The 20,202-nt window shown below is 71.3% G+C and carries 19 protein-coding genes; 12 read left to right on the top strand and 7 right to left on the bottom strand.

Annotated elements, in window-relative coordinates; all coding sequences use genetic code 11:
• Positions 1-13: 13 nt before the first annotated feature.
• Genes E1293_RS22405 through E1293_RS22390 form a run of 4 tightly spaced genes read left to right on the top strand, consistent with a single transcriptional unit; the run spans position 14 to position 2,695 of the window.
• Complete coding sequence (locus tag E1293_RS22405) at positions 14-565, top strand: carboxymuconolactone decarboxylase family protein (RefSeq protein WP_132199410.1); 552 nt, start codon at positions 14-16, stop codon at positions 563-565.
• Positions 566-610: 45 nt separating this feature from the next.
• A complete protein-coding gene (locus E1293_RS22400; RefSeq protein ID WP_132199409.1) occupies positions 611-1,228 on the top strand; it encodes a TetR/AcrR family transcriptional regulator in 618 nt (205 codons plus the stop codon).
• Complete coding sequence (locus E1293_RS22395; RefSeq protein WP_132199408.1) at positions 1,225-1,425, top strand: ferredoxin; 201 nt, start codon at positions 1,225-1,227, stop codon at positions 1,423-1,425. Before E1293_RS22400 ends, E1293_RS22395 begins: the two co-directional genes overlap by 4 nt.
• A 1-nt stretch (position 1,426) precedes the next feature.
• A complete protein-coding gene (locus E1293_RS22390; protein ID WP_132199407.1) occupies positions 1,427-2,695 on the top strand; it encodes a cytochrome P450 in 1,269 nt (422 codons plus the stop codon).
• Positions 2,696-2,759: 64 nt separating this feature from the next.
• Here the strand turns inward: E1293_RS22390 and E1293_RS22385 are convergent, their stop codons facing one another.
• A complete protein-coding gene (locus E1293_RS22385; RefSeq protein ID WP_132199406.1) occupies positions 2,760-5,435 on the bottom strand; it encodes a DUF4132 domain-containing protein in 2,676 nt (891 codons plus the stop codon).
• A 133-nt stretch (positions 5,436-5,568) separates the two neighbouring features.
• Complete coding sequence (locus E1293_RS22380) at positions 5,569-7,146, bottom strand: MDR family MFS transporter (protein ID WP_207939018.1); 1,578 nt, start codon at positions 7,144-7,146, stop codon at positions 5,569-5,571.
• 109 nt (positions 7,147-7,255) lie between these two features.
• Here E1293_RS22380 and E1293_RS22375 point away from each other — a divergent pair, with 109 nt between their 5' ends.
• On the top strand, positions 7,256-7,810 hold the full coding sequence (locus E1293_RS22375; protein WP_132199405.1) for a TetR/AcrR family transcriptional regulator: 555 nt from the start codon (positions 7,256-7,258) through the stop codon (positions 7,808-7,810).
• A 48-nt stretch (positions 7,811-7,858) separates the two neighbouring features.
• On the opposite strand, the gene E1293_RS22370 is transcribed toward E1293_RS22375, so the two are convergent.
• The 5 genes from E1293_RS22370 to E1293_RS22350 form a co-directional block, all read right to left on the bottom strand.
• The gene (locus E1293_RS22370; RefSeq protein ID WP_165978347.1) at positions 7,859-9,205 is read right to left on the bottom strand and encodes a M1 family metallopeptidase; all 1,347 of its coding nucleotides are present in this window, start codon (positions 9,203-9,205) and stop codon (positions 7,859-7,861) included.
• 141 nt (positions 9,206-9,346) lie between these two features.
• Positions 9,347-10,114: an HpcH/HpaI aldolase family protein gene (locus tag E1293_RS22365; protein ID WP_207939017.1), complete on the bottom strand. Its 768-nt coding sequence runs from the start codon at positions 10,112-10,114 to the stop codon at positions 9,347-9,349.
• A complete protein-coding gene (locus E1293_RS22360; protein WP_132199403.1) occupies positions 10,104-10,976 on the bottom strand; it encodes an ABC transporter permease in 873 nt (290 codons plus the stop codon). The genes E1293_RS22365 and E1293_RS22360 overlap by 11 nt, the downstream gene beginning before the upstream one ends.
• 8 nt (positions 10,977-10,984) lie before the next feature.
• Positions 10,985-11,785 (bottom strand): ABC transporter ATP-binding protein, encoded by an 801-nt coding sequence (locus E1293_RS22355; protein WP_132199402.1) that lies wholly within the window; start codon positions 11,783-11,785, stop codon positions 10,985-10,987.
• A 9-nt stretch (positions 11,786-11,794) separates the two neighbouring features.
• A complete protein-coding gene (locus tag E1293_RS22350; protein WP_132199401.1) occupies positions 11,795-12,568 on the bottom strand; it encodes an IclR family transcriptional regulator in 774 nt (257 codons plus the stop codon).
• Between the two features lie 303 nt (positions 12,569-12,871).
• Between E1293_RS22350 and E1293_RS22345 the strand changes: the two genes are divergently transcribed.
• From E1293_RS22345 to E1293_RS22315, 7 genes are all read left to right on the top strand, one after another.
• Positions 12,872-13,762, top strand: a complete 891-nt coding sequence (locus E1293_RS22345) for a DUF6282 family protein (RefSeq protein WP_132199400.1) — start codon at positions 12,872-12,874, stop codon at positions 13,760-13,762.
• Positions 13,763-13,841: 79 nt separating this feature from the next.
• On the top strand, positions 13,842-14,711 hold the full coding sequence (locus E1293_RS22340) for a cupin domain-containing protein (RefSeq protein ID WP_132199399.1): 870 nt from the start codon (positions 13,842-13,844) through the stop codon (positions 14,709-14,711).
• A gap of 16 nt (positions 14,712-14,727) precedes the next feature.
• Positions 14,728-15,819, top strand: coding sequence for an ABC transporter substrate-binding protein (locus E1293_RS22335; protein WP_207939016.1), 1,092 nt, complete (start codon positions 14,728-14,730; stop codon positions 15,817-15,819).
• Between the two features lie 63 nt (positions 15,820-15,882).
• Positions 15,883-16,980: an ABC transporter substrate-binding protein gene (locus E1293_RS22330; RefSeq protein ID WP_132199398.1), complete on the top strand. Its 1,098-nt coding sequence runs from the start codon at positions 15,883-15,885 to the stop codon at positions 16,978-16,980.
• Between the two features lies 1 nt (position 16,981).
• Complete coding sequence (locus tag E1293_RS22325) at positions 16,982-17,908, top strand: LLM class flavin-dependent oxidoreductase (RefSeq protein ID WP_132199397.1); 927 nt, start codon at positions 16,982-16,984, stop codon at positions 17,906-17,908.
• Between the two features lie 20 nt (positions 17,909-17,928).
• Positions 17,929-18,936, top strand: coding sequence for a cyclase family protein (locus E1293_RS22320; protein WP_132199396.1), 1,008 nt, complete (start codon positions 17,929-17,931; stop codon positions 18,934-18,936).
• 15 nt (positions 18,937-18,951) lie between these two features.
• Positions 18,952-20,163 (top strand): acetyl-CoA C-acetyltransferase, encoded by a 1,212-nt coding sequence (locus E1293_RS22315; RefSeq protein WP_132199395.1) that lies wholly within the window; start codon positions 18,952-18,954, stop codon positions 20,161-20,163.
• The last annotated feature ends 39 nt before the right edge of the window (positions 20,164-20,202 follow it).

Here is a 20,202-nt window from a genome sequence, read left to right as displayed (position 1 = left end):
ACACTGAGGACACATGAGACGACAGCATGCCTTCACACCGGACGAACTGGACGGCGACCGGCTGGCCGTGTACCGGTCGATCACCGAGGGGCCGCGCGCCGAGGGGCCCCGGCTGTTCGACCTGGTCTCGGAGTCGGGCACCCTGCTCGGGCCGTTCAACGAGTTCCTGCTGCGCCCGCCGCTCGGGGACGCCCTGCAGCGCCTCGGCGCCGCCGTCCGCTACGAGGGCGCGCTCACCGGGCGGGCCCGGGAGATGGCGATCCTGGTCGTGGCCGCGGCCTGGGAGAGCGAGTTCGAGCGCACCGCCCACGAGGCGGTCGGGCGGTCGGCCGGCCTCACCGGCGCGGAGCTCGCCGCCATCGCCGCCCAGGCGCCGCTCGACCTCGGCGATCCCGCGGAGGCCGCCGTCCTGCGCCTCACCCGCGCCCTCGCCGCCGGCGACGTGGACGACGAGACGTGGTCGTCCTGCGTCCCGCCGCTCGACCGGGAGACGGTGTTCGAGCTGACCACGCTCGTCGGCTACTACTCCACACTCGCCCTGCAGATGCGGGTGTTCCGCGTCTGAGGCGGGGGCCTTGACCCATCAAATGAACAGTCGTTTAATTCCGGTATGGGACGCATCGCGGGCGTCACCCGGGAGGAGACGCGCGAGCGGCTGCTGAACGCGGCGGCCGACGCCTTCGCCCGGCACGGGTACGACGGCACGCGCGTCGCCGACATCGCACGGGCCGCGGGCGTCAGCAACGGCGCCCTCTACGCGCACTTCGGCTCGAAGGCGGAGCTGCTGGTGGCCGCGCTGCGCGTGCACGGCAAGCGGCAGCTCGCCGACCTGTTCGCCGCCGACCCCGACGGCCCGGTCACCGGGCTGCTGCTCACCATCGGGCGCTCCCTGCCGCACCCGCAGGAGCCGCGCGAGCACCTCGTCGTGGAGGCGCTGGCCGCCGCCCGCCGGGACGCCGACGTCGCCCGGCCGATGGGCGACTACGTGGGCGAACGCGGCGACTGGCTCGCCGGGCTGATGCGCATCGCGCAGGCGGGCGACGAGCTGGACCCGGCGCTGTCCCCGGACGCGCTCGCCCACTTCTGCCTCCTGCTGAAGATGGGCGGCACGCTCGTCCCGCCGGAGATGCACGCGGTCGGGGACGAGGAGTGGTCCGCGCTGCTCACCCGCATCGTGGCCGCGCTCGCGCCGCCCGGCTCCCCGGCACCGACGGAGGGATCACAGTGAAGGTGGAGATAGACGCGCGGCGCTGCCAGGGGCACGGCCGCTGCTACGACCTCGCCCCCGCGCTGTTCGGCGAGGACGACGAGGGCTACGGGACGGTCCTCGGCGACGGCGCCGTCCCTGCGGGCGGGGAGAACGAGGCCCGCCTCGCCGCCGCGAACTGCCCCGAGCGAGCGATCGACGTCCGCGAGGAGGCGTGACATGACGGCCGACGAACGCTTCGGCGACTACGAGGAGATGCGCGACGGCCGGGTGGAGGGCACCCGCAACGAGGTCGTCACCGGCCCGGTCTCGGACTGGGCGACCGACTTCTCCCACCTCGAACCCGAATGGGCCGCCGACCCCTACCCGATCCAGGACGAGCTGCGGGGCCGCTGCCCGGTCGCGCACACCGAGCGGTTCGGCGGCGGCTGGCTGCCGACCCGGTACGAGGACGTCGCGGAGATCGCCTACGACACCGAGCGGTTCTCCTCCCGCTCGGTCGTCATGAGCAACTTCCGGCCGCCGCCCGGCGCGGCGCCGATCGGGGTGACGCCGCCGATCTCGTCCGACCCGCCGTTCCACCACGACGCGCGCAAGCTGCTGCTCCCGGCGTTCAAGAAGTCGGCGGTGACGAAGCTGGAGCCGGCGACCCGCGCGTTCTGCCACGCGCTCATCGACTCCTTCGAGGGCCGCGACGTCGTCGACGCCGCCCACGACTACGGCCAGCACATCCCGATCCGGGTCATCGCCGACATGCTCGGCTTCCCGCCCGAGGACGGGCCGCGGTTCCGCGAGTTCGTCGAGACCACGCTCGAAGGCATCAACCTGCCGCCGGACGAGCGCATCGCGCGGATGGACAAGCTGTTCGCCTACCTGCACGAGCAGATCCGCGACCACGTCGACCACCCGCGCGACGACCTCACCACCTACCTGATCAACGCGGAGCTCTACGGGCGCAAGCTCGACCCGTCGCACGTGTCAGGGACGATGGCGCTGCTCCTGATCGCCGGCATCGACACCACATGGAGCGCGATCGGCGCGTCGCTGTGGCACCTGGCCAGGACCCCCGCCGACCGCGAGCGCCTCGTCGCCGAGCCGGGCCTGCTGCCGACCGCGATGGAGGAGTTCCTCCGCGTCTTCGCGCCCGTCACGATGGCGCGGCTGGTGCGGGACGACATGACCTGGCGCGGCGTCGACATGAAGGCCGACGACTGGATCCTGCTGTCGTTCCCCGCGGCCAACCGCGACCCCGCCCAGTTCGACCGGGCCGGCGAGATCGCCATCGACCGCGAGGTGAACCGGCACGCCGCGTTCGGCCTCGGCATCCACCGCTGCCTCGGCTCGCACCTGGCGCGGATGGAGCTCCGGGTGGCGCTCGAAGTGTGGCTCGAACGGATCCCGTCCTTCACCTTGGAGGACCCGTCCGCGGTCACCTGGGCCGCCGGCCAGGTCCGCGGCCCCCGCACCCTCCCGGTCCGCATCGGCTAGTCGCGGGAGGTCACCGCCCGCGTGTGCCGGGGCGGCGCACCCCTGGCCGGGACGACCTCCCCGCTCACCCGGTCTCCGCCGAGTCGGCGAGCGTGTGCAGTGCCAGCAGCAGTTCGGAGGCCTCGACGGCGTCCAGTTCGCCGAACGTCGCCTGCGTGCGGCGGACATCGGACGCCTCGGATCCGGTGATCCAGACGCTGCCGAGGGTCTGCTCGGGCCATTCGGCAGGGGACATGACCGGGAACCCCGGAGTCACGCCCAGTACGATCGTGCGCCCCGCCAGGTGCCTGGTGAGGCAGTCCTGGATGCCCGCGTCCTGCGGTGTGCCGCGCTCCCAGCCATGGCGTTCGAGGCCCAGCACCTTCCCCACACCGACCACGGCGTCCGTGACCCGGTCGAGCCGGTCGCCGGCGGCCTCCCGATCGGTGAACGCGTGCACCGGACGGCCCAGCTGGGCGAACGGCTGCAGAATCTCGTAGTCGGCGAAGACCTCGGACCACACCGGCACGCTCGCGCCCAGATGCACCGGATGCGCGATCCGTACCTCACCGGATTCCGGCAGTGCCAGGGCTGCGTCGTTCACGTCGGCGAACGTGCGGTCCTCGGCGACCCGGAAGGCGGTGGGCCCGCCGTCGCCGTGGTGGAGCCAGACCATACGCCTGACGAGATGCCACAGCAGCGGGTGCCGGACGAGCAGCCGCCGGAAGTCCTCGGTCGTCCACCGCCGCTGCTCCGCCATGGCCCGCTCCATCCGGCGGATCTGGTCGGCGGCGACGGTGCGGACGTCCTTCTTCAGGCCGGTGAACGCGCGGTGCGCGGCCGGTGCCGTCTCAGGGTCGTCCTTCGCGCCCGGCTTGGGCAGCGTCTTGCGGAGCGTGCCCTTGGCGTCGTACACGACCGGCTTCAGCTGCTCGTCGAAGCCGACCTTGAACGACCGGGAGCCGTAGCCGAGCGTCATGCCGCCGTCGGCGTCCAGGCCGAAGTCCGGGACGATCCGGTCGCCGAGCTGGTCCATCGTGAGACCGCGGTCCTCGGCCACCTGGGCCAGCAGCTGCCCCGCCCTCCTCTTGAGCCGCTTGGGCCGGGCCTTCTCCGCGACCAGGTGCAGCTGCAGGACCGCAACGTCGGTGCCGATCCCGGACAGGACGTCGAGCGCCTTCAGGGGCAGCTGGATCCCGACCTGGCCCGGCCAGGAACGCGCCATCCCGCCCAGCCGCCGCGCGATCTCGTCGTCGCCGGTCCAGCTCAGCTGCGCCAGCGCCCAGCCGATCCGCGTCGCCTCCCCGGACATGCGCCATCGTTCGAACAGGCTCCAGCCGAACTCGGCCAGCGATCCGGGGTCGAGCGCGTCCAGCGCATCCCGGAGCGCCCGTGCCGGCGCACGTCGCGGGCTCGCCTTGCTCAGCGCCTCGACCAGGCGACCGGTCGCCGCCGAGGGGAGTGCGTGCGCCCGGTCCCGCAGCAGGATCTGCGGCAGGGCGGCCGGTGGCGCCCATCGCGGTGGCCCGTTCCCCCCGCCCTTCCGCAGGGCTTTGGGCACGTCGTCCTCGGACGCTTCGGCCGCGCGTCGTGACTGGACGGCGTCGAGTGCCGTCCGGGTCTGCGTGTCCAACCCGGGCACGACCGCCGCCACGAGTCCGGGGTTCCCCTCAAGGTGCGCGTTGAGCAGGCCCGCCGCCAGCGCCGACCGCCTGGAGGTTCCGGTGCTCAGCTCGGGCAGGATCCGCAGCGCCCGGACGGGGAACCGTTCGATCATCGCCTCCATCGCGGGCAGGACGTTCACCTTGTCGAGGCATCCGCCCATGATGCGGAACGGCCGGTCGCCCGGAATCCGCGCCAGCGCGTCCGCGATGCGCCGCCGGTCCGCGGGCTCGGCGTCCCCGTCCAGCGACCGCGCCAGCACCGGGGCCGCGGCCTCGCCCAGCCCGTCGACCAGGGTGTACAGCACGTCGGGGTACCACTCGCCGCATTCGAGGACGGCCCAGTCTCCGAGCCGCTCCACCTGCTCGGCGGTACTCAGCGAGCACCACAGCATCCTGGCGCCGGCGGAGGAGGTGTACGACAACCGCTTCGGCGGTTCCGCGCAGCACTCGTCCACCCACTCGGTGCGGTCCGGCATCAGGAACGACACGATCAGCCGCCGCGCCGGGTCCGTGCGGTGCCCGGTCACCGCCTCCACGGCCGCGGTGCGGGCGTCGTCGCCCGCCGCGGCCAGCAGCGCCCGCATGCGCAGTCCCGTGCGGCTCGCCGCCCAGTGGGCATGGCCGAGATCGCCCGTCCAGGACAGGACGTAGCTCGGTTCCTCGTCGAGGACGGTCATCCCGCCGTCGCCGTGCGGCAAGACTCCCTCGATCTCGGCGAACGCGCAGGCGGCGAAGGCGAGCCCGTGCTCGGCCGCCAGGAAGTCGGCCCAGCCGGGGTCGTCGGCGAAGCGCGACTTCGCCCGCGCCATCGTCTCCACCCGCGCGACCACCGCCGCCCCCAACGGGGTCGCCTCGCCTTTCAGGTAGGCCAGGCCCGCGTCGGCGAGCTCGGGGGCGCTGCCCCGATGCTCCAGCACGCCGCGGACGATCGGCCGTGCGGCCTCCAGGCTCTCGCGTACCGCGGCGTGCGCCTCGTCCCGCGGGGCGGTCTCGGATGCCGGAACGAGCCCGCCGCGCCGGGGAAGCAGGTCCTCCAGCCATGCATCGGGGATGACCAGGACCGTCTCGTCGAGAAGCGCGGGGGGAAGATCGACCATGCGCCCCCACGATAGGACAGCCCCCCGACATGATCCGCCGGTCCGGCGAGGCCGGCCGTCCGTCGACGGTCAGATCTTGCCGCGGGTGCGGCGAAGGGGCCGTCCTCGACAGGACGGCCCCTTCGGGTGCGGGTCAGATCGCGGCGGGTTCGGCGATCTTGTGGTCTTCGGTGGCGGGGTCATCGGTGGGGGCGCCGCGCAGCGGGGTCTCGCGGATGAACCACGCGGTGACGATGGCCAGGAAGGTGAAGGCGGACGCCCAGAGGAAGACGTTGTGGACGCCGGAGGCGACCGCGTGCTCCACGGCGTCGCGCACGTTGGCCGGCATCGTCTTGAGCAGGGCCGGGGTGAGCTGGCCGCCGCCGCCGGAGATCGACTCGCCGGTCCGCTCGCCCAGCCGGTCGGTCAGCGCGCCGGTCAGGTGGCTGCTGTAGACCGCGCCGAGGATCGACACGCCGAGTGAGCCGCCGATCGTCCGGAACAGGGTGGCCGCGCCGCTGGCGGCGCCCATGTCCTTCATCTCCACGCTGTTCTGCGCGATGAGCATCGTGTTCTGCATCAGGAAGCCCATGCCGGCGCCGAGCACCAGCATGAACGCCCCGGTGATGAACTGGGTGGAGTCCACGGTGAGCTGGGCCAGCAGGACCATGCCCGCGGTCATGAGGACCCCGCCCACGATGGGGTAGACGCGGTAGCGGCCGGTGCGGGTCACCAGCTGGCCGACGGCCATGGTGGTGACGAGCATGCCCATCATCAGCGGCAGCAGGAGCAGGCCGCTGTTGGTCGCCGAGGCGCCCTGGACCAGCTGCTGGAACTGCGGCAGGAAGGTCACCGCGCCGAACATGCCGAAGCCGACCAGGAAGCCCAGGATCGAGGCCAGCGTGAAGTTGCGGCTGCGGAACAGGCTCATCGGCAGGACCGGGGACTCGGTGCGCAGCTCCCACAGCACGAACAGGACCAGCAGGACGGCGGCGCCGGCGCCCAGCCCGATGATCGTGGCGGAGGCCCAGGCGTACTCCGTGCCGCCCCAGCTGGTCATCAGCGACAGGCAGACGATGCCGGCGGTCAGCAGGGCCGCGCCGACGTAGTCGATGCGGGCGGTGCCGCGGGGCCGCTTGGGCAGGTGCATGGTCACCGCGGTGACCACCAGGGCGAGGGCGCCCAGCGGCAGGTTGATGTAGAAGGCCCACCGCCAGCTGAGGTGGTCGGTGACCAGGCCGCCCAGCAGCGGGCCCCCGATGAAGGCCAGCGGCATGACCGCGGCCATCAGCCCCTGGTAGCGGCCGCGCTCGCGGGGCGGCACCAGGTCGCCGATGATGGCCATCGCGCCGACCATCAGGCCACCGGCGCCCAGTCCCTGGACGCCGCGGAAGGCGATCAGCTGCATCATGCTGTGCGCCATGCCGGCCAGTGCCGAGCCGGTCAGGAACAGCACGATCGCGGCCATGAACATGCCCTTGCGGCCGTAGATGTCGCCGAGCTTGCCCCAGATCGGCGTCGCCGCCGCGGTGGCCAGCGTGTACGCGGTGACCACCCAGGACAGGTGCGCCAGCCCGCCCAGCTCGCCCACGATCGTGGGCATCGCGGTGCCGACCACCATGTTGTCCAGCATGGCGAGCAGCATGCCGATCATCAGCCCGCTCATCACTATGTAGACCTGGCGCTTGCTCGGCGGAGCCGCGGTCTCGCCCTTCGCGAGTGTCGTGCTCATCGTCTGTACCTCACTCCGTTTACACTTACCTGCCGCCCGGCAAGTTTGCTTACTTGCCGTACGGTAAGCTACGAACTAGCCGGACGTCAAGTAAGTTCTGGAGGATGTGATGACCCGCCGACGAAGCGACACCCGCGAGCAGATCCGCAGGGTCGCACTGGAGCTGTTCGCCGAGCAGGGGTACGAGAAGACCTCGCTCCGCGAGATCGCCGAACGCCTCGAGGTGACCAAGGCGGCGCTGTACTACCACTTCAAGACCAAAGAGGACATCGTCGCCAGCCTCTTCGCGGACTTCCACGCCGAGGCCGAGGAGCTGCTGGAGTGGACGAGAGGGCAGCAGCCCACTCCGGAGTCCCGGCGGGAGCTCGTCCGCCGCTACGCCGAGATCATCCAGGGCCCCGGCAGCGAGCTGATCCGCTTCATGCAGCAGAACGAACCGGTCGTCCGGGAACTGAAGGGCGGCGGCGACATGCGCTCGCTCATGCAGTCGTTCGCCACGTTCCTGGTCGACAAGGAGACGAGCCTTCCCGACCAGATCCGCGCCCGCCTGCCGCTGTTCACCCTGCACCTGACCAGCTTCGCCATGCGCGACACCGCCGTCGACGAGGACGACCTGCAAGCCGCCGCCCTGGAGGTCGCCCTCGACCTCATCCCCGAGCAGTAGCACCCCGCCGGGCGGTGAAACGGGCGTTCGACCTCTGACAGGGCTGGGCTACGGGTTCAGGGGTCCGGGCCAGAGGTACTCGTCCGGGGGGATCGTCGCGTTGCGGAACCAGGCATTGAAGAAGCCCGTGAGGTCCTGGCGGGCGGTCTTCTCTGCGAATCTTTCGAACTGCGGCCAATCGACGTAGCCGCCGCGATGCGCCTGCGGCCATTGCTCGATCAACCGCTGGAACGCCTTGTCGCCGACCTGGCGGCGGAGTGCGTGCAGGGCGAGCGGGCCCTTGTCGTACATGTTGATTCCCGGTGCCTGGCCGGGGCGGTAGAGCTCCTTCCAGAAATCGGCGTCGCCCATGTTGGCGTTGACCTGCTCGCGGTAGCGGGCGTCGAGGTCGGCGCCGTTCTTGGCCTCGTCCCACAGCCAGGTGGCGTAGGTGGCGAAGCACTCGGACAGGCACGTGTCCTCCGGGCCGCGGGCGGTGGCGGAGATGCCGTACCACTGGTGAGCCTGTTCGTGGACGACGGCGTCGAGGGTCATGAACCGCGTGTTGCCTGCGCCCATGTACACGGGCCGGGTCTGCGGCGCGGTCGCCGGCCCGTCGTCGTTCACATGGAGGAACACGTTGCCCGCCGCTCGGAACGGGTACCGGCCGAATTTCCCGGAAAGGAACTCGATGATTTCAGGCAGCCGGTCCGCGAGTGGTTTCGTCGTCTTCTTCAGCCCGGGGGCATACGCGTTGACCACCGGGGTCCCGTCGGCCAGGGCCGATCGTTCGATCGAGAACCGGTCGACGGACACGGCGACGTTTGCGGGGTCGACGTGAGGCACCGTCCAACGGAACGTGGTCGACCCGGGCCGCAGCGGGCCGCCCCGGCCGACGGAGACGGCGCTCCAGCCGTCCGGGACTTTCGCCGTCAAGTGGAAGGCCGCCTGGTCGTGGGCGTCTTCATGGACGGGGAACCAGGTGCTCGGGTTTCCCATGAACGCCGTGGCTCCGCCCGACTCGGTGGGGAGCCATCCGGGGCCCGGCGTCCCGTCGTACTCGACCCGCACCCGGAACTCGGCGCCGCGGCGGATCGTCGTCGGCGGCACGATGACGAGGTCCTTCTCGCCGGTTCGGGAGAAGGACTTCACCGACGAAGAGTCGACCGTGACCGAATGGACGGTCAGCTTGTTCAAGTGGAGCGTGAAGTCGTCCAGTGCGCTGGTCGCTTTGGCGCTGACCACCGTGACGCCGCGAAGAGCCTGAGTGTCCGGTCGGTAGTCCATGGTGATGTCGTAGCCGGTGACGTCGAAGCCGCCATCCGACGCACTCGTCTTCGCCGCCGTGACGGTGCGCGGTGACCCGTCGAAGCCCATGCCCGCGCCCACCAGTGCGGTCGCGGAAAGCGCCAGCAACAGTCCGCGCCGTCTCGCGGCCCGGTGCAAGCCTCGTCGACGCCGGCAGCGTTTTCTCCGAAGGGAATCCATGAACGGCACCGTCGCGGGACGAAGTCCGACCGGTGTCCCCGCCGTGTCGCGGTTCTGTCGCGGTGGACGCTATGCGGGCTGGGCCTTGACCTCCCCCACCAGGGTCGTCGCGGCTTTGGCGAGGAGGGTGGTGTCGTTGGCGGCGACGACGAAGCCGAAGCCCTGCTCGATCGCCGCGGTCGCCGCGGTCGCGCTTCCCACCGCCGTGCCGCACGGGCGGCCGGCGGCCTTCGCGGCGTCCAGGCCCGACTGGACGAGGGCGGTCAGGCGGGGGTCGCCCGGGGGCACCTCCATGGAGAGGGCCAGGTCCGCGGCGCCGATGAGGACGGCGTCCACGCCCTCGACGGCGAGGATGGCGGACGCGTTGCGCAGGGCCTCCTCGCTTTCCAATTGCGGAATGCAGAGCGCCTTCTCGTTGCCGAGGCGCAGGTAGTCCGCGCGGGAACGCAGGCCCCAGCCGCCGGCGCGGCTCGTCCCGCCGGAGCCGCGGGTGCCCGCGCCGGGGAACCGGACCATGCGCACGACCGCCTCGGCCTGCTCGGCCGTGTCGACATGCGGGACGAGGATGCCGGCGGCGCCCCCGTCCAGGACGCGCTGCACGATCCCGTGGTCGTGTGAGGGGACGCGGACGAGCGGGGCCGTCCCGTTGGCGGACGCCACCACGATGTGCCGGTAGGCGTCGGACATGCTCAGCATGGAGTGCTCAAGGTCGATGACGACGAAGTCGAAGCCGGCGCGGGCCGCGATCTCGGTGCTCTCCAGGCCGGTCATCTTGATCCAGCTTCCCAGCGGGACGCCGCGGTCCGCCGCGAACAGCTCAGGGGGGTCAGAGATCACGTGCGTGCTCCTTCCGTGAGGGCGCCCAGAACACCAGCCACCTGTTGAGGGTCACGACGACCGCGTGCAGGGTCATGCCGATGACCGACAGCAGCACCACGACGGCGAACGTCCTGGCCACGTCCATGTTGAAGTTGGTGGCCTGGATCGTGTAGCCGAGGCCGGCGGTGGCGCCGACGAACTCGGCGACGACGGCGCCAGTGACCGAGAGGATCACCGCGACGTCCAGTCCCGCGAAGATGTGCGGGAGCGCCGACGGCAGCCGCAGCCTGCGCATGATCTGGAACTCGCTCGCGCCGAACGACCGCAGCATGTCGATCTGCTCGGGCTCGGCGGAGCGCAGCCCGAGGATGGAGTTGACGAGGAGCGGGAAGTAGGCGATCAGCGCGATCGTCAGGACCTTGGACGTCATGCCGATGCCGAACCACATCAGCAGCAGCGGCGCCATGGCGACCTTGGGGATCGTCTGGATCAGCACGAGGATCGGCAGCAGCGCCTTGTCCACGATGCGGAACTGGGTGATCAAGCCCGCCGACACCAGCGCCATGCCGATCGCCAGGCCGAAGCCGATCAGGATCTCCTTCAGCGTGGCCCACATGTGGTCGAGGAGGAACCCGCTCTGCAGGCCGTCCACCAGCGAGCGCACGACGTCGGACGGGGCCGGGACGAGCACGATCGACACGTCGAAGGCGCGGACGATGAGCTGCCACAGGCCGATGAGGATGAGGAACAGGCCCCAGCTGAGCACGAACCCGGGGACCTGGCGCCGGGTTCGCACCGCCTGCGCGGCCGGGCGGCGCACCGGCTCGCGCGCCTCGTCCACCGCGGTGCCGGACGCGACCCGCGTGTTGCCAAGCTTCATGATCGCTCCTAGTGCGCGCTGTGCTCGGAGTTGAGAAGGACGCGGATGCGGGAGGCGATCTCACCGAACTCGGGGGTGTTGATGTCCTCCAGGCGCCGGGGCCGCGCCAGGTCGACGTCGATGACCTCGGCGATGCGTCCGGGCCGCGGGGTCATGACGACGACGCGGTCGGACAGGAGGACGGCCTCCGGGATGCTGTGCGTGACGAACAGGACGGTCTTGCGGTCCCGTTCCCAGATGTCGAGCAGGTCGAGCCCCATCTGGTCGCGGGTCATCGCGTCCAGGGCGCCGAACGGCTCGTCCATCAGCAGGATGCGCGGATCGTGCAGGAGCGCCCGGCCGATGCCGACGCGCTGCTGCATGCCGCCCGACAGCTCGCTCGGGTACTGGTCGGCGAAGTCGCGCAGCCCCAGCATGTCGAGCTGCTCGGCGACGCGCTTGTCGAGTTCCGCCCGGGGCAGCCGGGGTTGCAGGTCGTGGGAGATCAGCATGTTCTTCGCGACGGTGCGCCACGGCAGCAGGAGGGGCTGCTGGAAGACCATTCCCAGCATGTTCTCGTGGCTGCGCGACGGCCCGAAGACGACCTCGCCGGCGGTCTGCCGGGTGAGGCCCATGACGATCTTGAGCAGGGTGCTCTTGCCGCAGCCGCTCGGGCCGACGATCGAGACGAACTGCCCCTCGGTGATGGTCAGGTTCACCTCGTCCAGCGCCAGCACGGACCTGCCGCGTTTGGCCTGGTAGCGCATGGTGATGTCGTGGAGTTCGACGGCGACGTCGGTGACCGTCGGCGGGCGCGATGGGGTGGGCATGCTCTCGTCCTAAGAACTCGGTGCGCTTTCGGAATCGGGCCAGGTTCCGCCCATCTCCTTGGTGAGGGCGGCGGCGGTCTCCTTGACGGCGAGTGCCGGCCGCCCGTCGGGGGCGGAGGGCAGCATCCGGTCGGTGCCGATCGCCGCGATGGTGGCGCAGACCCCGGAGTCGGCGAACACCGGCGCCGCGATGACGCTGATGCCGCGCCGGTTGGCCGGGTAGATGCTGAGCCCGGTCTCGCGGGTGGTGGCGATGCGCCCGACCAGCCCGGTGCGCTGGACGGACGGCAGGGACGCCAGCAGCCGGTCGACCTGGAGCTGGTCGGGCAGGAAGGCCAGGAACGCGATGGCCTGCGCGCTGTCGAGGGACAGCTGCGAGCCGACGCGCACCGTGACGATCGTGCCGTGCGCGGAGTCCTCCTCGACCAGTGACACCACCGGGCCGGAGGGCCCCCACAGCGACAGGACCGCCGAGACGGCCGTCCGCTGGGTCAGGTCGCGGAGGTGGGCGGGCGCGAGCTGGACGACGCGCCGCTGCCCGATGGCGAACGCGCCGAGCTGGATCATCAGCCGGCCGGGCGTGTAACTGGCCGCCCGGCTGCCGCGTTCGAGGAGCCCGGCGGCGGTCATCGAGGTGAGGTACCGGTGCACCGTGGTCCGGTTGAGGCTCAGCCGCTCCGTCGCCTCCGACACCGAGAGCTCCGGGTTGTCCGGCCCGAACAGACCGAGGATCTGGGCCATCCGGCTCACGGCCTGGATGTCGGACTGGCCCTGCTCCACCATGCATGTCCCCTTCGGCTGCGCCCTGCGGCGCCTGGTCGCTATACGAACTGGATGTTCACATTATGTGTGCTGAGGGATGATAGCAAAGTGACCTAGGTCACGCAAGATTGACGGCGGGTTGACCGGCGAGTCGGTGGATCCCTTGCGGCTTGATCAGGTCTACGTGCGGAAGCCCTGGGTTTTCCATGATCTGGGTGTGATGGCGCGGCCGGGATCGGGAGGCCGGCAAGAATTCGCAGGTCGACCGTTGACGTTCACAAAGCGGTCACCTAGTCTGCATCGCGAACATCAGGGAGGATGTAGATGCCAGGACCTAGCGCGATCACCACCGTGCTGCGCGGCGCGGTCGACCTTCACTGCCACTCCGGGCCGAACCCGTTCCCCCGGCGCTTCGACCACGCGGACGCCGCGTCCGACGGCGAGCGGATCGAGATGCGGGCGATCCTGGTCAAGTCGCACCACCACAACACCGTGATGGACCTGCTGGCCATGGGCGACCGGCTGACCAAGAGCTCGACGCAGGTGTTCGGCGGTATCGCCCTCAACAGCCAGGTCGGCGGCATCAACCCGTTCGCCGTCGCGATGTGCCTGCGGATGGGCGGGAAGGCCGTCTGGTTCCCGACCTTCTCCTCCGGCCGGCACATCGACTGCCACCCCGAGGGGGGCGGCTTCCCCACCGCGACCGTCGACGTCCCGTCCGCGCGGGTGGACGTCCTCGACGACGCCGGCGCGCTCATCCCCGAGGTGCACGAGGTCCTCGACCTCATCGCCGAGAACGGCGCGATGCTCAGCGGCGGGCACCTCCCGCCCGAGACCATCGCCCAGCTCTTCGAGGAGGGCGCGCGCCGCGGCATCGCCCGCCGGGTGATCAACCATCCGAACTTCGTCATCGGCGCCGAGCCCGAGCAGTGCCTGGAACTGGTGCGCGAGGGGGCCTACGTCGAGCACGAGGTCGGCATGTACGACCCGGAGGGATACCGCAAGTGGGATCCCAAGGACCTGCTCACCTGGATCGAGACCATCGGCCCGGAGCACACCGTCCTGGCCTCCGACCTCGGCCAGGCCAACCGCCCGCTGCCGGTGGACGCGTTCATCCGGGTCGGCTCGGCGCTGCTCGACCTCGGCCTGAGCGAGTCGGCGCTGCGCCAGATCACCTGCGTCAACCCCGCGTACCTGCTCGGCCTGGACGACTGAACCGCCGGACGCCCCGACCGTCCGGCGCCCCGACCGTCCGGCGACCGAACCGTCCGACGACCACAGAACAGGAGACCCAGTGCAAGCGCAGCAGCAGACCCAGCCGAGCGTGCCGGCCGCCTACGTCGAGTTCCCCGGACTGGAGCCGAGCACGCGCTCGGAGGCCGGCACCCGGACCTGGCTCGCCCGCGGGCAGAACTTCGTGGTCGCCTACTCCTCCGCGGTCAAGGGGGACGAGCTGACCCGCGACGACCAGGCCGACGAGTACGTCGTCGTCCTGCCCCACGAGGGGTGCGCGGCGACCGTCCGGACCGCGGACGACAAGCGCACGGTGACCGGGCAGGCCGTGATCGTCATGCCGCCCGGCCCGTCGTCGGTCGTGGCGGACGCCGACTGCGACATCGTGCGCCTGGTGACCACGGTGTCCGGCGAGCCGCTCGCGCGGGAGAGCCTCAACCAGGACGGCTACGAGGAGCCCAACTCCAGGGTCGCCGCGTACCAGCCCTGGCCGGACCCGTCCGAAGGGCACCGCATCCGCGTCTACGAGCTGGCGGACGTGCCCGTGGACCCCGAGCGGTTCGGCCGCATCTTCCGGTGCAGCACGTTCATGGTCAACTTCCTGAACCCGCGGTTCGGCGTCCGCGACCCCGAGGCGCTCTCCCCGCACCGGCACGACGACTTCGAGCAGTGCTCGCTCGCGGTCGAGGGCGACTTCGTGCACCACATCCGCACGCCGTGGACGCGCCGGATGAGCGACTGGCTCCCCGACGACCACCGCGACTGCGGCAGCCCGTCGGTCGCGATCATCCCGCCGACGGCGGTGCACACGACGCAGGCGGTCGGGCCCGACCGCAACCAGCTGATCGACATCTTCTGCCCGCCGCGCGCCGACTTCTCCGCGCGGCCGGGCCTGGTGCTCAACGCCGACGAATACCCCACCCCCTCGTGACCAGGGAGGACGGATCGTGAACATCGGCATGAGGCGCCTGGCCGGGCTGGCCGCGCTCGTCATGGCCGCCGCCACCGCCGTCTCCTGCGGGTCGTCCGGCCCGGAGACCACGGCCGACGGCCGCACCGTGCTCAAGCTCGCCATCGCGACGCCGACCTGGAACGCCGGCTTCTCCACCCTGGCGGTCGCCGAGACCCGCAAGTACTTCGAGCAGGAGAAGGTGGACGTCAAGATCTCGCTGTTCGACTCCGGCACCCGGGCCGCGCAGCAGGTCATCGCGGGGCAGTCCGACCTCGCCCTGGTGACCGCCGAGCCGGTGGGCATCGGACAGGAGAAGGGCACCCCGCTCACCTACTTCGCCGGCTACTACCCCAAGTGGATCTCCAACATCCAGGTGCCCGCGGGGTCCGGCGTGCGGAGCGTCGCGGACCTGCCCGGCAAGCGGGTCGGCGTCACCGCCGTGGCCAGCTCGGGCGCCACGTTCGTGCGCACCGCCATGAAGATGGAGGGGCTGGACGCGAACTCGGTGAAGTTCATCCCGATCGGCGGGGGAGCGCAGCAGATCAACGCGATCAAGAGCGGCAAGGTGGACGTCCTCGGCCTCTGGGACACCCAGTACCAGATCATCGAGAACGCCGGCATCGGCCTCACCCCGCTGCCGATCGCGTCGACGGACAAGCTGTTCGGCGGCGGCTTCGCCGTCAAGGCCGACGAGCTCAAGGACCTGCGGGACCCGCTGACCCGGTTCGGCAGGGCCATGGCCAAGGCCATGGTCTTCGCCCAGGCGAACCCCGAGGCCGCGGTGCAGGACCTCTGGAAGCTGCACCCCGAGGCGAGGGGGCCGGCGTCCACTCCCGAGGCCACGCTGCTGGCGAACGAGGCCAAGGTGCTCAAGGTCCGGCTGAACGGCCAGGGCGTCGAACCCGGCCACGACCGCTGGGGCGAGATGGACGAGCAGGCCGTCACGGCCACGGTGTCGTTCATGCGGCAGGCCGGGCTGGTCAAGAAGACGTTCCCGGCGACCGAGATCTTCACCAACGACCTGATCCCCGAGATCAACAAGTTCTCCTTCGACGAGATCCGCGCCGCCGCGAAGAGCGCGAAATGAACGGTGTGCAGATCCCCCCGCCTTCCTCTGTCCGGCCGAGAAATCCACACCTAGGGGGATTTCATGAAACTCATCAGACCCGCCGGGCTCGCGCCTGTGATGGCGCTCGCCGTGGCGTCCCTCGCGCTCGCCGGATGCGGCGACTCGTCCGGCGGCAAATCGGCCGACGGGCGTGACACTGTCCGGCTGGCGATCGGCTCGCCGAGCTGGAACGCCGGCTACGCCACCCTGGCCGTCTCCGAGGCGAGGAAGTACTTCGCCAAGGAGAACCTGGACGTCAAGGTGCTGCTGTTCCCGTCCGGTACCCAGGTCGCCCAGCAGGTGATCTCCGGCAAGGTCGACGTCGGGCTGATGACGCCGGAACCCGTCGGCATCGGGCACACCAAGGGCACCGACCTCACCTACTTCGCGCAGTACTGGACGCGCTGGATCTACGGCCTCAAGGTGCCGCAGCAGTCCGCGATCGCCTCCGCCGCCGACCTGGAGGGCAAGCGCGTCGGCGTCACCGCCGTGGCCAGCTCGGGCACGACCTTCGCCCGTACCGCGCTCAAGATGCAGGGCCGGGACCCGAACTCGGCGAAGTTCATCCCGATCGGCGGGGGTGCGCAGCAGCTCGACGCGATCAAGAGCGGCAAGGTGGACGCGCTGGCGCTCTGGGACACCCAGTACCAGATCGTCGAGAACACGGGCGTGCAGCTGAAGCCGCTGCCGGTGCCCGGCACCGAGAGCCTGTTCGGCGGCGGGTTCGCGGTGAAGAAGGGCGACCTGAAGGACGAGCGCGGCCTCCTGACCCGGTTCGGCCGCGCGTTCGCCAAGGGCGTGGTGTTCGCGGACGCCAATCCCGAGGCCGCGGTGCACGACCTGTGGAAGCTGCATCCGGAGACCAAGACGAAGGCGCAGGGGTCGGAGACCGAGGTGCTCGCCGACGAGGTCAAGGTCCTCAAGGTCCGGCTGGACGGCATGAACGTCGGGCCGGGCGAAGGGGACCGCTACGGCGAGATGAACACCGCGAGCGTCACCGGCACCGTCAAGTTCATGAACACCGCCGGGCTGATCGACAAGGAGTTCCCGGCGACCGAGATCTTCACCAACGACCTGATCCCCGAGATCAACAAGTTCTCCTTCGGCGAGATCCGCGCCGAAGCGAAGAAGGCGTCCTGACATGAGGCTCGGAGTGGCGGTCGACCTGGGATCGGCGGCGGCGACGCGCCCCCAGGTCGACCGCGCGGCGAAGCTGCTGGAGACGGCGCGGGCGAGCGGGCTGTCGTCGGCGTGGGTGGGCGAGAGCTACCACGCCCGGCCGGAGGTGTTCCACCTGCCGGCCGCGCTGATCGTCCTCGGGCATCTGGCCGGGCGGACGGACCTGCCGCTCGGCACGGCGGTGCTGCTCGCCCGCGCGTACGAGCCGCGCCGGCTCGCCTACGAGGCGGCGCTGCTCGACCAGCTGTGCGGCGGCCGGCTGACCCTCGGCCTCGCCCTCGGCAACGCCGACCTGGCCGGACGGGTGGGCGGCGGCACCGGTGACCGGAGGCCGGCGGAGTGGTTCGCCGACCTGGTCGTATCCCTGCGCGAGACCTGGTCGAGCGCCGGGGTGGCCCCGCCGCCCGCGCGGCCGGGCGGCCCGCCGATGCTCCTCGGCGGGCGGACGCGCGCGGGGGCGGTCCGGGCCGCGACCATCGGCGACGGGTACTACGCGGCGACCAACTACGGCGACGGGCTGCTGGCGGCGCGGGCCGCCGACTACTGGGACGCGCGTGCCGGGGAGCCGGGTGAGGTGGCGGTCACGCGGCTGTGCCTGGTGGCCGAGGACGCGGGCGAGGCGCGGGAGTCGGCGGCCCGGTACTTCGCCCCCGTCACGGACTACTACACCTCCCGGCGCGCGTGGTTCGGGCAGGACGGGCCCGAGCAGCCGCGGTTCCCGCTGGTCGGGTCGCCCGCCGACGTGGTGGCGGCGCTTCGGCGGTACGCGTCGTCGGGTGTCACGTCCGTCCAGCTCCGCGTCGCGCCGTACGGGACCCCGCCGGAGGTGGCCCGCAGGACGCTGGAGCTGGTCGGGACCGCCGTGCTGCCCGAGCTGGACAAGACCTAGGCGGAGAGGGGAACAGATAGATGGACGCGAAGGACGGCATTCCGACATACCGGGATCTGCTCGAACGTGAGGACGCGCCGCCGGGCTCGTCATGGGGCGTCTTCGGCGACGGCGACCAGCTCGGCACGCTCAACTTCATCGGCCCGGACGAGGTGCGGGACGCGGTGCGGCTCGTCCGCCGCGGCTCGGTGTTCAACCTCGACTATCCGCTGAACGCCTTCGTCCCGGCGCCGGCGGGAACGCGGCCGGCGACCGTGCACAACATCTTCTCCAACAACCCCAACCATCGGGACGACTGGCTGGACTCGTTCTACCTGCAGTCCACGTCCCAGATCGACGGGCTCCGGCACATCCGGCACCCGAAGCACGGCTTCTACGGGGGCGTGCCGGACGAGGAGATCGCCGAGGAGACCCCGGCGCTCGGCATCCAGACGGTCGCCGAGCGCGGGATCGTGGCCCGGGGCGTCCTCCTCGACCTGGACCGGTACTTCGCCGGCCGCGGCACGCCGCTCGACATGGCCGGCAACTACATGATCACTCCGGCCGACCTGGACGCCGCGGCCGCGGCGCAGGGCGTCGGGTTCCGGCCCGGGGACGTGCTCCTGCTGCGGGTCGGCTGGGCCCCGTACTGGCTCGGCGACGTCTCCGCGGAGGACCGGGGCGCGTTCAAGTCCAAGATCAGGCACCCCGGGCTCATCCAGTCGCGGGAGATGATCGAGTGGCTCTGGGACCACCGGTTCGCCATGGTCGCCTCCGACGACCTCGGCGTGGAGGCCCATCCGGTCAACCCCGGCTCGGGCCTGGTCGACCCGGACGAGCCGGCGCCCGAGCGCGGCGTCGTCCACAACGGGATGATGCACCGCCCGCTGCTCGCGCTGCTCGGCCTGTTCCTCGGCGAACTGTGGAACCTGGAGGCGCTGGCCGCGGACTGCCGCGCCGACCGCGTCTACGAGTTCATGCTGACCGCGAAGCCGCTGAACCTGATCGGCGGCGTCGGGTCGCCGCCCAACGCCATGGCGATCAAGTGAGGGAGACCGGACGACGTGCGTGAAACGGTGATCTGCGAACCGCTGCGGACCCCGGTCGGCCGGTTCGGCGGGGCGTTCCGCTCGGTCCCCGCCGCCGACCTCGCCGCCGCGGTGATCCGTGCGCTGCTCGACCGCACGGGCCTGCCGGGCGACGCGGTGGACGACGTCCTGCTCGGGCACTGCAACCCGAGCGGCGAGGCGCCCGACATCGGCCGCGTCGCCGGGCTGGACGCCGGCCTGCCGGTCACCGCGCCCGGCCTCCAGGTGGACCGCCGGTGCGGGTCCGGGCTGCAGGCGGTGATCAGCGCCGTGATGCAGGTCCAGACGGGCGGCGGCGACGTCGTGCTGGCGGGCGGCGTCGAGAGCATGAGCCAGGCCGAGTTCTACACGACCGGCGTCCGCTGGGGCGCGCGGGGCCCGGACGTGCGGCTCCATGACCGGCTCGCCCGCGCCAGGGTGACGGCAGGTGGAGCACGGTACCCGGTCCCGGGCGGCATGCTGGAGACGGCCGAGAACCTCCGCCGCGAGTACGAGATCCCGCGCGAGGAGCAGGACCGGCTGGCCCTCACCTCGCACCAGCGCGCCGTCGCCGCCGCCGAGGCTGGACGGTTCGACGCGGAGCTGGTCCCGGTCACCGTCCCGGGACGGAAGGGCGATGTCGTCGTCGATCGCGACGAGCACCCCCGGGCCGACACGGCCCTGGACCGGCTGGCGTCCCTCCGTCCGGTCATGCTGGACGCCGACGCCGAGGCGACGGTGACGGCGGGCAACGCCAGCGGCCAGAACGACGGGGCCGCGGTGTGCCTGGTCACCACGCGGGAACGGGCGGACGCCCTGGGGCTGCGGCCCCGCGCACGGCTCGTGTCGTGGGCCGTGGCCGGGGTGCCGCCCCGGACCATGGGCATCGGGCCCGTCCCCGCGACCGAACGCGCCCTGAAGCGGGCGGACCTGAACCTCGCGGACATGGACCTCATCGAGCTGAACGAGGCGTTCGCCGCCCAGGTGCTCGCGTGCACCCGCGAGTGGGGCTTCGCGGAATCCGATTTCGACCGGCTCAACGTCAACGGCTCCGGCATCTCGCTCGGCCATCCCGTCGGCGCGACCGGCGCCCGCATCCTCGCGACGATGCTGAACGAGATGGACCGCCGGGAAGCGCGCTACGGCCTGGAGACCATGTGCATAGGCGGAGGCCAGGGCCTGGCCGCCGTATTCGAACGAACCGCCTAGAGGGTGGGGGTGCCGAACCAGCGCTGTCTCTTATACACA

Origin of the sequence: Actinomadura darangshiensis (assembly GCF_004349235.1) — a bacterium.
Classification (GTDB): Bacteria; Actinomycetota; Actinomycetes; order Streptosporangiales; family Streptosporangiaceae; genus Spirillospora; species Spirillospora darangshiensis.
The sequence above is the reverse complement of the archived record's forward strand: the minus strand, read 5'-3'. Positions and strand labels throughout refer to the sequence as shown.

What these genes read in the sequence shown, in the direction of transcription:
- E1293_RS22400 (WP_132199409.1), top strand. Translation starts at nt 611, where the DNA reads ATGGGACGCATCGCGGGCGTCACCCGGGAGGAGACGCGCGAGCGGCTG.
- E1293_RS22350 (WP_132199401.1), bottom strand. Translation starts at nt 12,568, where the DNA reads ATGGTGGAGCAGGGCCAGTCCGACATCCAGGCCGTGAGCCGGATGGCC.
- E1293_RS22355 (WP_132199402.1), bottom strand. Translation starts at nt 11,785, where the DNA reads ATGCCCACCCCATCGCGCCCGCCGACGGTCACCGACGTCGCCGTCGAA.
- E1293_RS22360 (WP_132199403.1), bottom strand. Translation starts at nt 10,976, where the DNA reads ATGAAGCTTGGCAACACGCGGGTCGCGTCCGGCACCGCGGTGGACGAG.
- E1293_RS22345 (WP_132199400.1), top strand. Translation starts at nt 12,872, where the DNA reads ATGCCAGGACCTAGCGCGATCACCACCGTGCTGCGCGGCGCGGTCGAC.
- E1293_RS22330 (WP_132199398.1), top strand. Translation starts at nt 15,883, where the DNA reads ATGAAACTCATCAGACCCGCCGGGCTCGCGCCTGTGATGGCGCTCGCC.
- E1293_RS22380 (WP_207939018.1), bottom strand. Translation starts at nt 7,146, where the DNA reads ATGAGCACGACACTCGCGAAGGGCGAGACCGCGGCTCCGCCGAGCAAG.
- E1293_RS22320 (WP_132199396.1), top strand. Translation starts at nt 17,929, where the DNA reads ATGGACGCGAAGGACGGCATTCCGACATACCGGGATCTGCTCGAACGT.
- E1293_RS22385 (WP_132199406.1), bottom strand. Translation starts at nt 5,435, where the DNA reads ATGGTCGATCTTCCCCCCGCGCTTCTCGACGAGACGGTCCTGGTCATC.
- E1293_RS22390 (WP_132199407.1), top strand. Translation starts at nt 1,427, where the DNA reads ATGACGGCCGACGAACGCTTCGGCGACTACGAGGAGATGCGCGACGGC.
- E1293_RS22405 (WP_132199410.1), top strand. Translation starts at nt 14, where the DNA reads ATGAGACGACAGCATGCCTTCACACCGGACGAACTGGACGGCGACCGG.
- E1293_RS22375 (WP_132199405.1), top strand. Translation starts at nt 7,256, where the DNA reads ATGACCCGCCGACGAAGCGACACCCGCGAGCAGATCCGCAGGGTCGCA.
- E1293_RS22325 (WP_132199397.1), top strand. Translation starts at nt 16,982, where the DNA reads ATGAGGCTCGGAGTGGCGGTCGACCTGGGATCGGCGGCGGCGACGCGC.